Origin of the sequence: Pleomorphomonas sp. JP5, assembly GCF_023721815.1 — a bacterium.
GTDB lineage: Bacteria > Pseudomonadota > Alphaproteobacteria > Rhizobiales > Pleomorphomonadaceae > Pleomorphomonas.
Genome location: NZ_JAMDLI010000008.1, coordinates 896,181 through 908,388, shown reverse-complemented (window position 1 = coordinate 908,388; position 12,208 = coordinate 896,181). Strand labels below are relative to the sequence as shown.

11 protein-coding genes are annotated in these 12,208 nt (G+C 64.2%); 5 read left to right on the top strand and 6 right to left on the bottom strand.

The genetic code is table 11. The features are described from left to right. The first annotated feature begins 239 nt into the window (after positions 1 to 239). Positions 240 to 953 carry a hypothetical protein gene (locus M4J40_RS15325; RefSeq protein ID WP_251755146.1) on the top strand — a complete coding sequence of 238 codons (714 nt, stop codon included), beginning with the start codon at positions 240 to 242 and terminating at the stop codon, positions 951 to 953. Then, on the top strand, positions 950 to 1,210 hold the full coding sequence (locus M4J40_RS15320; RefSeq protein ID WP_251727194.1) for an EscU/YscU/HrcU family type III secretion system export apparatus switch protein: 261 nt from the start codon (positions 950 to 952) through the stop codon (positions 1,208 to 1,210). The genes M4J40_RS15325 and M4J40_RS15320 overlap by 4 nt, the downstream gene beginning before the upstream one ends. A gap of 39 nt (positions 1,211 to 1,249) precedes the next feature. Here M4J40_RS15320 and M4J40_RS15315 read toward each other — a convergent pair whose 3' ends face one another. The 6 genes from M4J40_RS15315 to M4J40_RS15290 form a co-directional block, all read right to left on the bottom strand. Beyond that, positions 1,250 to 1,927 carry an HAD family phosphatase gene (locus M4J40_RS15315; protein ID WP_251755144.1) on the bottom strand — a complete coding sequence of 226 codons (678 nt, stop codon included), beginning with the start codon at positions 1,925 to 1,927 and terminating at the stop codon, positions 1,250 to 1,252. A 49-nt stretch (positions 1,928 to 1,976) separates the two neighbouring features. Next, the gene (locus M4J40_RS15310) at positions 1,977 to 3,419 is read right to left on the bottom strand and encodes an AMP nucleosidase (RefSeq protein ID WP_251755613.1); all 1,443 of its coding nucleotides are present in this window, start codon (positions 3,417 to 3,419) and stop codon (positions 1,977 to 1,979) included. 177 nt (positions 3,420 to 3,596) lie between these two features. Then, positions 3,597 to 4,238 (bottom strand): GNAT family N-acetyltransferase, encoded by a 642-nt coding sequence (locus M4J40_RS15305; RefSeq protein WP_251755143.1) that lies wholly within the window; start codon positions 4,236 to 4,238, stop codon positions 3,597 to 3,599. 86 nt (positions 4,239 to 4,324) lie between these two features. After that, on the bottom strand, positions 4,325 to 5,023 hold the full coding sequence (locus M4J40_RS15300; protein ID WP_251755142.1) for a TerB family tellurite resistance protein: 699 nt from the start codon (positions 5,021 to 5,023) through the stop codon (positions 4,325 to 4,327). A gap of 111 nt (positions 5,024 to 5,134) precedes the next feature. Next, positions 5,135 to 5,707 (bottom strand): histidine phosphatase family protein, encoded by a 573-nt coding sequence (locus M4J40_RS15295; RefSeq protein ID WP_251755141.1) that lies wholly within the window; start codon positions 5,705 to 5,707, stop codon positions 5,135 to 5,137. Positions 5,708 to 5,729: 22 nt separating this feature from the next. Beyond that, entirely contained in the window at positions 5,730 to 6,896 is a 1,167-nt protein-coding gene (locus M4J40_RS15290; RefSeq protein WP_251755140.1) for a benzoate/H(+) symporter BenE family transporter, read from the bottom strand. Positions 6,897 to 7,548: 652 nt separating this feature from the next. Here M4J40_RS15290 and M4J40_RS15285 point away from each other — a divergent pair. From M4J40_RS15285 to M4J40_RS22550, 3 genes are all read left to right on the top strand, one after another. Continuing rightward, the gene (locus tag M4J40_RS15285; protein ID WP_251755138.1) at positions 7,549 to 8,745 is read left to right on the top strand and encodes a porin; all 1,197 of its coding nucleotides are present in this window, start codon (positions 7,549 to 7,551) and stop codon (positions 8,743 to 8,745) included. Between the two features lie 212 nt (positions 8,746 to 8,957). Continuing rightward, positions 8,958 to 11,390 (top strand): hypothetical protein, encoded by a 2,433-nt coding sequence (locus tag M4J40_RS15280; protein WP_251755136.1) that lies wholly within the window; start codon positions 8,958 to 8,960, stop codon positions 11,388 to 11,390. A 152-nt stretch (positions 11,391 to 11,542) separates the two neighbouring features. After that, positions 11,543 to 12,145, top strand: a complete 603-nt coding sequence (locus M4J40_RS22550) for a hypothetical protein (RefSeq protein WP_311134136.1) — start codon at positions 11,543 to 11,545, stop codon at positions 12,143 to 12,145. Positions 12,146 to 12,208: the final 63 nt, after the last annotated feature.

The following is a 12,208-nucleotide window of genomic DNA, read 5'->3' as shown; positions in this document are numbered from 1 at the left end:
CCAGCGCCCCCGGAGTGCCGGCGCCGCCGGGCGCCGGTCAACCGGCGGCGGAGGCCGTATCGTCTCAGCCGGGTTCGGAGCCCAAGGTCGCCGTCGGTCCCGGAAATGTCGGCCCACCGCAGGTTCCACAACCGGCACGTCCGGTATCGACGCTTCCCGGCGAACCGGTCGCGAACCCTGACAGACAGGTTGGCTCGCCCGCAGCTGCCACTCCACCACAGGCGGCTGCAAATCTTGCGATGACTGGCATCGACCTCAAGGGGGCGTTGGGGATCCTGCGCCACGAGCTGTTGGCCTGGCTCGGCCGCAACGCCGACGTGATGGCCAGCGTTGCCGGAGACGATGGCGAAACGGCAAGCGCCAACCGACCGCCGCCGCCTCGCAAGGGCGGACCGGTGCGTGGTCAGCCGGCCGTGCCGCTTCTCGACGGTGATCAAGCCGAGGCGGGCACAACGGAAGCGTTGGCCGGTCGAGCGCTCGGCGAGGCGGAGCGCTCGTTGTCGCGCGTCTTTCTGCATCAGGCGGTGACGTCCGAGAGCCGGGACGCCAAGGCCGCGCCGCCGACGCAGACCCTGATGTTCGAAATACCCATCGCCGGGCCGAACGGAACCTCGATCGCCCAGCTACGCATCGAGCGCGATGACCACGCGCCGACCGAGCCGGGAGCCAAGCCTCGCAGGGTGTTCCAGGTGGACATCGCCTTTGACATTGCGCCGCTTGGGCCGGTGGCTGTGCGTATTGGCCTGATGGATGGGCGCAGGGTGGCGGTCGGCGTCTGGTGCGAGAGCGACGACGGTCTTGTCCGAATGGAAGCGGAGCGGGAGAACATCGTACTCGGTCTCGAACAGGAGGGAATGGTCGTGGCCGGCCTCGACCTGCATCACGGCCATCCGCCCGAAGGTCGCGAAGACGCGACGGTCGCAGCCAATCATCGCCTGGATCTTCAGCTATGAGCGACAAGGACATTCGCAAGGCGGTGGCCCTGCAATACGCCGCGCCGGACGCGCCGAAAGTCGTTGCGACGGGCAAGGGAGCCGTGGCCGAGGCGATCATCGACAAGGCGCGGGACGCAGGCGTCCCAATCGAAGAGAATCCGGCGCTTGCCGATGCGTTGTCGACGCTGAAGCTCGACGAGACGATCCCTGTTGATCTCTACAAGGCGGTGGCGTCGGTAATCGCCGCCGTGCTGCGGGCCGCGAAAAAGGCGTGACCGTCGCTGGAAATCATCGCTTGTCAAGCAGGGGGGGCGTCAGACGCCCCGGCCGTCCCAGCTCCGGAAGGCCTCGACCACTGCCAGAATGTCCGCGTGCCGACGGACAACCGTCTCGGCGCCGGCTTCCATCAGCGCCTCGGCGTGTCCCGGCCACGAATGGGCGCCGCCTGTAAATCCGATGGCTCGCATTCCGGCCCGGACGGCAGCGGTGACGCCAGCGAAGGAATCTTCGACGACGATCGCCTGCGCCGGGTCAACGCCGAACTCGCGAGCGGCATGAAGAAAGACGTTGGGATCGGGCTTGCCCTGGCAGGTTCCAACCTCTCCGGCCGAAAACACGTAGGGCTTGAAGCGATCGTAGAGGCCGGCGCTGGTCAACGCCTTCTTGAGATAGGCCGAGTCGGCATTGGAGCCGACGCAACGCGGGCCGTCGAGCGCATCGAGCAGTTCGGCGATGCCGGGGACCGCTTTGACGTGGACGATACGCCGGTCGAACTCCGCTTGAATCCTGTCCTTGATGCGGCCGCTGACCGGCAGCCCGGTTTCTTCCGAAAGGATGGCTTCCATCTCGCCACTGGCGAGACCGGCGAAGCGTGACGTCACTTCTTCGGCGGTGATGGCGAACCCCTCCTCGTTGAGCACTTCCGCGGTAACCGTCGAGGAAATGATCTCGGAATCGATGAGCACGCCGTCGCAGTCGAAAATGGTGAGCATTAGTCAGTCCGTATTGAAGTGGCCCTGTGGGCGGAGCGGAATCGGCCTCCTACTGGAAGGCCGTTTCCATGAAGGAGCGCAGCTTGCGCGAATGCAGCCGCTCCGGCGCCATTTCGCGCAGCTTTTCCATGGCACGCATGCCAATGGTCAGGTGCTGGCTGACCTGGCGTCGGTAGAATGCGCTTGCCATGCCCGGCAGCTTGAGTTCGCCGTGCAGCGGTTTGTCGGAGACGCAGAGCAAGGTTCCGTAGGGGACACGGAAACGGAAGCCGTTGGCGGCGATCGTCGCCGATTCCATGTCGAGGCCGATGGCGCGCGACTGCGAGAATCGTTGCACGGGCTCGCGCTGGTCGCGCAGTTCCCAGTTGCGATTGTCGATGGTGGCGACGGTGCCGGTACGCATGATGCGCTTGAGCTCGAGATCCTTGAGGCCTGTGACCTCGGCGACCGATCCTTCGAGCGCAACCTGGATTTCCGCCAGAGGCGGGATGGGAATCCACAGCGGCAGGTCGGCGTCGAGCACGTGATCGTCGCGCACATAGCCGTGGGCCAGAACATAGTCGCCAAGCGCCTGGCTGCTTCTGAGGCCGGCGCAGTGGCCAAGCATCACCCAGGCGTGTGGGCGGAGAACGGCGACGTGGTCGGTGATCGTCTTGGCGTTCGAGGGGCCGACGCCGATATTGACCAGCGTAATGCCCGAATGGTCGTTGCGCAGGAGATGATAGGCCGGCATCTGCGGCAGGCGTTGCAGTTCGTCGCCTTCGACGGGCGCTGCCTCGCCGAGCGGCGTAATCTGGTTGCCGGGCTCGACGAAGGCGACGTAGTCGCTCTCTCCTGACGCCATCATTTCGCGGGCGCGGGCCGCGAACTCGTCGACGTAGAACTGGTAGTTGGTGAACAGCACGAAGTTCTGGAAGAACCGTGGCGACGTCGCCGTGTAGTGCTGAAGGCGGTGCAGCGAATAGTCGACGCGCGGCGCGGTGAAGGGGGCCAGCGGTAGCGGATCGCCGATCTTGGGATCGAGCGTGCCGTTGACGATGGCGTCATCGGTGACGGCGAGATCGGGCACGTCGAACATGTCGCGCAAGGGGCGCGGCAACGTGTCCATCAGGGCACCTTCGACGTAGGCCCCTTCGTAGAAGGCAAAATGCAGGGGTATCGGCAGCGAGCTCTCGCCGATCTCCACGGGAGCGTCATAGTTGCGGATGATCACCGACAACTGGTCGACCAGATAGGTGCGGAACAGTTCCGGGCGAGAAACGGTGGTTTCATAGACGCCGGGACCGCTGAACTGGCCGTAGGACAGGCGCGAGTCGGCGCGACCGTGCGTGTCGGTGGACACCCGGATCAGCGGATAAAAGGCGCGGATTCGACCTTCGGGAACGGCTCCCTGCACGACCGCCTCGAAGGACGAGCGAAGAAAAGCGGTGTTGCGGGCATAGATCTCGACCAGGCGGTCAACGGCGGCTTCCGCGTCGCGGAAACTCGTCATGGGCAGGCGGGGGGGGCTATCGACGAAAACGGGAGCCGGGCGCTCGGATGCGATCATGTCGGTCTCTTGCGGTACGTGCCCTCTGGGTTGCTCACCCTTGGGCTGGTACCGCAAGGTCAATACCACAAGATGACGACGAAGCCAGTCCCGTTTGTTCGCCGAACGTCCGCCGCCGCTTCAGTCCTGGTCGAGATCCGGCGGACGGCCGTTCCGGATCATCGGGATGTGCGGACCGGCACTCTCTCCGAGCTCTCCAAGGAGCCGGACGTCGTCATGCACCTCCACCGCGCGGGCGTAGGGCACGAAGCCCATGTGCATGTAGAACGGCAGGGCCTGCGGGCTGTCGAAGTTGCATGTATGCAGCCACAGGCGTTTCACGCCCGGTCGTTCGAAAGCGATGGCAACAGCCTCCTGCATCAGCCAGCCGCCGATACCGCCGCCGACCGCGTCCGGGACCAGACCGAAGAAGGAGATTTCGGTCTCGTTCGGCTTGGAAAGGTCCATCTCGACGATTCCCATGCGACGGCCATCCTTTACCGGGCACCAGGAACGCAGGTGAGGTGAGGCGAGCTTTGCCTCGAGCTTTTCGCGGGCAATCAATAGGCGCGAGCTCCACAGCCACTCCCAGCCAATCTCCCGATAGAGGTCAAGAAAAGCGTCGGTGTCCCAGCGGTCGATGGGCTCGAGCACGTATCCCGCAGGCGCCGGCCGCCGTGGCCGGTCGGGCGGCTCGGTCATTTCCACAAAGGTGACGACGTTGGCGAGCTTGCCGGGGGCGAGGGCATGGTAGCCGTCGGGAAGGAAGGTTGTGTCGGTCATGGCTTCCGTCTTTAGCGGAAGCTGGAGAGCGTCGAAAGATACCGTATCGCCAAATCGCAGGCGAGCCTCGGCGCTGGAGGCTTTTCTCAGGCAGCCTGTCGGGTGATCGCGCTGTAGGCGGCATTGATTGTCGCCATCCTCTCGGTTGCGACCCGAATGAAATCGGCCGGAAGGCCACGCGCCTGCAGGCGGTCCGGATGGTGTTCGGCGACGAGACGCCGCCACGCCTTCTTCACCGCCGCGTCGTCGGCGCCCGGAGGGAGGCCGAGCACCGCGTAGGGGCAACGTGCGTCTTCACCGACGTGGCGGGCAAAGAGGCGATGGAAAGCCGCCTGCGGTACGCGGAAAATGGTTGCCACCGTTTCCAGGAAGGCGAGCTCGTCGTCATGCAGGCTGCCGTCGGCAGTGGCGATGACGAAAAGGCCGTCAAGGATGTCTTCGAGCGTCTCCAGATCCGCCTCGTAGAGCGCATGGATGCGCTCGGCGTAGTATTCGTAGCCGGCAGTGTCCTGCTTGGCGAGATTGAAGAGGCGGGCGACGTGGCGCTTCTCTTCCGGCGGTACCTGGAAAAGGCGCTCCACCACGGCCACTTCGTCGGCCGTGACGACGCCGTCGGCCTTGGCCATCTTGGCGGAAAGGGCAATCATGGCAGAGGTGAAGGCGACCTCGCGCCGCGCCTCGGGCGACAAGGTCTCGCGCAGCACATCGACCACGCACTGAAAGACGCAGGTGACCGCATCGGGAATGCGGGAGATGACGGCGGAGAAATGCTGCCAGAAGGTCATGATCATGGACCATAAGGCATAATCGCTACCCTGGCGAGCCCGGACGCGGCCGATCACGCCATTCACACCAGGATTTGACCGGTTCGGTCAACGAAACCTGGCGGAAGTCCGTCAAGGCGCCGTCACGAACTCGACGTGTCCGCCATCAAGCCGGAAATACCCGTCCTGCGACACGGGCAGCGTCAGCATCTCCTCATGCGAAAGCCCCGCGTAGAGGCCGCGCACAAGCCGACTGATCACCCCGTGGGTGATGACGACGGCCGGTGTTTCCACCTTGTCATACCATGCGGCGACTCGAGCCAATACGGTATCGAGCGTCTCTCCACCCGGAGCCTGGAACTGCCAGTCTATCGGCCGAATGGATTGGTCCTCGCCGAAACGGGAGAGGATGTCATCGCGCGTCAAACCTTCCCAGTCGCCGAAATGGACCTCCATCAGCTTCGGCTCTTCGACGATGCGCATTGGCAGCGACTGTCCGATCAACCGAGCAGTGGCACGGGTGCGCCCGAGCGGGCTGACATAGGCGAGGATCGGTTCGGATCGCGGTCCGATCTCGGCGGCGAGCGCCCGCCCGATGCGGGTTGCCTGATCGCGACCGAGATCCGTGAGCGGTGAATCGAATTGTCCCTGGAAACGCGCCTCCGTGTTCCAAAGCGTTTGTCCGTGTCGTACGAGATAAAGCATTGTGGTCGATCCGTTTAGGCCGTCAGGCGGCCAACTTGAAGCGGTTGATGAGGTGTACTGAGATGCCGGCGATCAGCCCCCAGAAGGCGCCGGGGATGCCGAGGAAGCCGACTCCCGACGCCGTGACGAGAAAGGTGACGACGGCCGCTTCGCGCGTGTCGGGTGCCGACAGGGCGGTCGAGGTGGAGGCGCCGAAAGCCCCAAGGAGGGCAAGGCCGGCAACGGCCTCGATGAGGACAGGCGGGGCGGCGGCGATGAACGCCGTGGCGGCGCCCGAGATCAGCCCGACGACCACATAGGCGACGCCACAAACGACGGCGGCCCAGTAACGGCTGTCCTTGTTTGGGTCGGCGTCGGGGCCGGCGCAAAGGGCGGCGGTGATCGCTGCGAGGTTTACCGAGTGGCCGCCGAATGGGGCGGCGAGAAGGGTGAAGGCACCCGTGTTCCTGAGAATAGGACCGAACTCCGGCCGGTAGTCATTGGCGTTCAGGACGGCCATGCCGGGAATGTTCTGGGCCGCCATGGTGACCACGTAGAGGGGAAGCGCGGTTCCGATCAGAGCGGCAAAGCTGAAGTGGGGCGCGATGAGAACCGGCGCCGGTACGAGACCTTCGGTTACGGAGGGGGGAATTGGCGTCGTCATCGCTATGATGACGGCGGCGACGATCACGGCAGCCGGCACGGCAAGTACCTTTCGCCACAGGCCGACCACGAGCCATGTCCCTACGACTGCGAGGCCGGCAACCGGCGAGACGGCGACTGCCTTGACCGGTGCGAGACAAAGCGTGAGCAGCACGCCGGCCAGCATCGCCGAGGCGATCGGCGTGGGTATGGCGGCGACCGCTCGGCCGAGAGGCTTGACGACGCCGGACAGCATCAAAAGCGCACCCGTTATAAGGAAGGCCCCGACCGCGTAGGAGTATCCGCCGGCCACCGCGCCGGAGGAGGCGAGCAATGCCGCCCCCGGAGTAGACCAGGCCACGGAGATCGGCATTCGGAAGCGAAGGCTGAGCAGTACGCCCGAGAGCCCCATGACGATGGTGACCGCCATCAGCCCGGAGGCCACCTCGGCTGGAGACGCGCCGGCGGCGGAAAGGCCGCGCACGACGACCGTGAAGGCCCCGCCGAAACCGACGAAAGCTGCGATCAAGCCCGCGGCGATGGCCTGCGGCGAGGGGCGAGAGGACATTGTCTGTTCCGGTGAAAGAGGAAGAGGCGCCGCCATCCAATCGGAAAGCCTGAGGGGCATCAAGTCCCAGCGAAGGAAGAAGTGCTCGGTGGAGGACGTGCGTTGCGACTCGAAGCGCCGGCTGTGCCCGGCAGCCCTGTTGCCTCACCTGGACAACCCGATTCCGCCACGAGAGATTCGTCGGCGTCGGATCGCTCCGTCTGCCTCGAGGCTGTTGAAAGGCGCCGCGATTGCTAGCCGTTTGGTTATGAGTATGTTCCCTGAGGTCTGTGGAAAAACCCAGGATGCTAATGGGTTGGAAACCGACAATTCCCTTTTGATGCAGGCCTTTAACCTCCCGTTAATTCTCGTCATGAGGGGGGTGGGGAGGTGCGTGACAAAACTGCAACATGGATTTTCGATTAGCCGCACCGGGAGGATTGGCGGCGTGTTTCCCGTTGAAGACCGGCTCAGGATCGGCCATCACTATCACCGTGAGATTTCGGGAGACGGAACTCACCGCCAAGTGAAGTCGATCTGCCTGGGGTGGTTAGGCGGCGGAGCAAGGCGGCAAAGAACCGGAACCGGTTCCAAGCCAGCGATGATAACGGTCAGGCCGTTTGTTGTCAGGCGGGGAAGGGTTCCTTCTCTAGATGACTTTGGAGGTCAGGAAATGAACATGAAGACGCTGCTCGGCACCGCCGCCGGCCTGATGGTCGCCTCGGGCGCTTACGCCGCCGACCTGCCGGGCGAAGCCGCTCCGGTTGCTGTTGACTACGTGAAGGTTTGCGACGCCTACGGCGCCGGCTTCTTCTACATCCCCGGCACCGAGACCTGCCTGGACATCTCCGGCCGCGTCCGCGCTCGCGTTGCTTACAGCAACCATGCTGAGCTTTCGGCGGCAGGTGCTTCGACGTGGACCGTTGCTGGTGGTGGTATTGCCGGTACTTACTCCACCGAAGAGCTTGCTAACCTTGCTGCTGCAGCTGGTGCTGGTGGTGGTACCGTAACCGAGAATGCTGGTGCCGCTGCTGTCGTTGGCGACCGTATCAGCTTCAAGACCGACGCTCAGGTCAAGTTCGACGCCCGCACCGCCTCCGATCTCGGCACCGTGCGTTCGTTCTTCGTTCTGCAGCTCGACAGCGCCGACGGCTCCATCACCGCTGACGACGCCTTCATTCAGGTCGGTTACCTGACGGTTGGTAAGTTCGGTAATGGCTACGGCGACGTGTTCTATGGCGACACTGGCGCGATCTACGGCGCCTTCGATCAGAGCTCCACTGGCGCTCAGATCATGGTCGACAACCTCGGCGGTGGTTTCTACGTCGGCGCCGGCATTCAGGCTTCCAACACCGGCAGCCTCGGCACGAGCTCGACCAAGTGGAACCCGGTCGTGTGGAATCAGGGCTCCAGCGCCGAGCTGATGTACACCGGTCGCTTCGGCATCAATGGCCAGTCCTGGGGTTCGGCTGACGTGTCGGCCTTCTATCAGGCTCTGGACGGCGATGCCAACGACATCTGGGGTGTCAAGGCCACTGCCGATCTCAAGCTGGTCGACAAGCTCAGCGCTCGTCTGGTCGCCACCTATGAAGACTTCGATGCTGACAGCTACTTCGGCGCCGCTGCGGCTCTGAAGTACCAGGCGACCGACGCCCTGGCCGTCTACGCCGGTATCGGTAGCGCGTTCTGGGACAAGGCCGACACCGCCTACAAGGCTCAGCTCGGTGCTGACTATGCCTTCACTCCGGACCTGATCCTGACGGCCGAAGTGAACTACACCAGCGATGGTGGCTATGCCTCGGGTGACTTCGGTTCGGGCACGACCGACGACAACTGGGACGCCATGCTGAAGCTGACCCGCAACTGGTAAGATCGATCCCTTCTGGGGTTTGAGGGAAAGGCCCGGTTCGTCCGGGCCTTTTCTTTTTGTCGACTGCACAGTGCTTGCGGTGACGACATTTTTGCCTTGCTCGTCATTTGTTTGACGAGTGTGCTCCCTGGGTAATTGCTTTTCGCAAATGCCGTTTCGTATTCTCAGCCTTGCAATCGGTCGGATGATGTCCGGGTGTGCGGAGGCGGGAAATGGTTCGCTGGCAGATCTCGGCGATACTGGGCGTGACGGCGGCTGTCGCCGTGACCGCGGCGGCGCTCATCAGTCGCACGACAGATATTGCCGTCGATCTCGGAACGCGTGCCGGACAGGTACTGGCTGGTGAGGCAACCAGTTGGGCGTCCGTCGATGTTCGGGGCCGCGACCTGTTTCTTCGGGGGGGCGCGCCATCCGAAGAGTATCGTCAATTGGCGGTCGAGCGCCTGAGCCGGCTCTATGGCGTCCGTGCGGTCGATGCCACGGCGGCTGGGCTGCTTCCGGAAGTTCATCCCTACGTCACGAAATTCGAGCGCAACGGCGATACGGTCACGCTTTCGGGTGCCGTGCCTTCGCTGCCGGACAGGGCTCGCGTATTGGGCGCCTTGGCAGCAGCAGCGCCGGGACTCGCCGTGGCCGATCACAGCCTTCTGGCGCGCGGCAAGGCCGATGATCGCTACTTCGATGCCCTCAGAACGCTCTATGGCTTGCCGGTCTTGCTGTCGCAAGGGCAGGTGACGCTGGCCGATCGGACGGTAACCGTCGACGGCGAGGCGGTCAGCAATGCGGCTTACGATCGACTGGTCTCTTTCGCTCCGACGCTGCCGGAAGGCTACAGCCTGGAAGCCGTGACCGTATCGCGGCCGCTGGCGTCGCCCTTCGTCTGGTCCGTCGATCGCGACGACAGTGGCGTCACGGTCTCTGGTGTCGTGCCCGATCCGGCGACCCGCGCCAGTCTGCTCGATGTGGTGCGGCAAGCCGTTGGGCCCCGCAACGTCTTCGACAATCTCGATTACGCATCGGGTGCACCCGATGGGTTCGCCGATGTCGCCGAGGCGGCGGCTGACTATATCGATCTCCTGGCATCGGCGCACATCTCGATCAGCGACCGTACGCTGGTCGTCTCCGGTCGAGCCGCCAGTCCCGAGGCCTATCGCACACTCAATGCCTATCTGGAGACCTGGAACCCACCCGGCTTCATTCTCCAGAAGTCCGTCGCGTTGCCGGTCGTCGAACCGTTCACGCTGACGATCTCCAAAAGTCGCGGTCGCGTGACGGTCACCGGCTTCGTGTCGACTGACGATGTGCGGGATCGTTTGACCATCGCGGCAAAAGCAATCGCAGGCGAGAGCGAGCCGGTGGTCGAGACGACGCTTGCGGATGGCGCTCCGGATGACTTCGGTGCCGCGGCCGAGTTCGCGGTTGGCCTTCTTTCAAAGCTCGATGAAGGCACGGCACTTTTGTCGGGTTCGCATCTGACGCTCTCCGGTGCCGCGTCGACATCGGGCGACCTTGTCGAACTGGAGGCGGCGATCGCCAATCCACCCCCCGGCTATAGTGTTGGCAATGGCGTCACCCCGCCGGTCGTGTCGCCCTACGTGTGGTCTCTTAACAAGGACCCCGAACAACTCACGATCGGTGGTTCGGCCCCGTCGGAAGCGGCGCGATCCGCCATACGTTCCGTCGTCGATGGCACCTCCGGCGATCTCGGCCTCATCGACAGGTCCGGTCTTGGTGCCGGTCTCGATCCGGCCATCGATCTTGTTTCCGTGGCGCGCAAGGCGGCTGCCGTCCTGGCCCAACTCGATATCGGAGAGGTGCGCTTCGTTGGCAATGTGCTGTCGGTAACGGGCAAGGCGACGACCGTCGACAGCAAGACGGCGGTCGACCGGGAATTCGGCGATCTGCCAGGTGGTGTGGTCAAGGGGCATGTCGACGTTTCGGCTCCTGTCGCCTTTCGTTTTTTTGTCGAGCGTGGCTTCGACACGGTGACCCTCGACGGCGATCTTGCCGAAGAAGCCATGCGCAAGGCGATCCGCGCCGCTGCCGACAGGGCTTTCGGGAGAGCCGACATTCTCGATTCTTCAGCGGTGTCCGAAGCCGCGCCGACGAACGCGCGCGAGGCAGCTTTGTTCGCGATCCGCGCCGCGTCGCTTCTTGCCAAGGGCAACGTCAGCGTTGAAGGTTCCGTGATCAGGGTGACGGGCAGCGCCTTCACCGCCGCCGGATCCGCGCGCCTGCCCTCCGAGCTTTCGGCTGCGGTTCCTTCAGGCTACGCGCTTGAAATCGCGGTCACGGCGGCGCCCGCCGAACCGACGCTTGAGGCGACAGCCTGTGGCGAAGCGATTGCAAGTGTACTTGCCCACAATCCTATCCGGTTCGACGATGGCTTGGCGGCCATTGCCGCCGACAGCTGGGGGGTGGTCGATCGGGTCGGCGGTCTGGCCCTTCGATGCCCGACGGCACGGCTCGCGTTGATCGCCTCCGTGTCGGGGATCGACGCCACTCAGGCGCAGTCTCTCGGCGAAGCGCGTGCGCGAAGCGTGGCGGGCGCTTTCGCAGAGATCGGCATCGACCCCAGTCGGCTCGCGACCAGCGGTGCGGTCGGTGGCGGCGACGGGTTTTCCATCACCTTGGCAACGCCGTGATCGGGAGGCGGTCATGCTCTATCTTGCAATCATGCTGTGGCCTTATCTCCTCATTGCCTTTGCCGCCGGGCTGATCATCGGTTGGTTTGGCTCCGACCGCATCGAAACATGACTCTGTTGTTCGTCGGCCTTTTCTCCCATTGGGGTTCATCATGGCCATTCTGATCATCGAAGCCTTCATTCTGACGGCGATCGCAGTTGGTGCCGGCGTGTTGATTGGCATCCTCGTCAAGCAATGGTTCGGCCGCCGCACCGTTGGCAGCGAACGCCTGACCGAGGTTATGGCCGCTGCCGAAGCGGCGGAGGCTGAGGCTGCCGATGGCAACGCTGAGGAGGGCTCGACTCCGGCTTCCGCAGCGCAGGAGACCGAGCCCGTTGCCCCGGTTGAAGTTCTGGCCCCGCCAATCGTCGAGCCGACCGGCCCGGATCCGTTGACCGGCCCTGCAGCCGAGGTTTCGGCGGGGCTCGATCGCATTGCCGCGGCCGATCGCGTCGGTGAGCGGCCGCCGGCGTTGCCGGGACCGCTCGCCAAGGGCGCCGACGATCTACGGCGCATCAAGGGTGTCGGTCCGCAGAGCGCGACACGGCTCAACGCGCTCGGTATCTACCATTTTGAACAGATTGCCGCATGGACACCTGTAGAGGTGCGCTGGGTCGGTGCCTACCTTGCTTTTCCTGGGCGCATCGAGCGCGAGGACTGGATTGCCCAGGCCAAGGCGCTGGCGGCGGGTGATCGAACCGAAGCCGGGGCCTGACGGTTCCGGTGGAGCCTGATATTCTGCGCTGTCAGGTGCTCCGCGAACCAAGCTGTCAGTGAG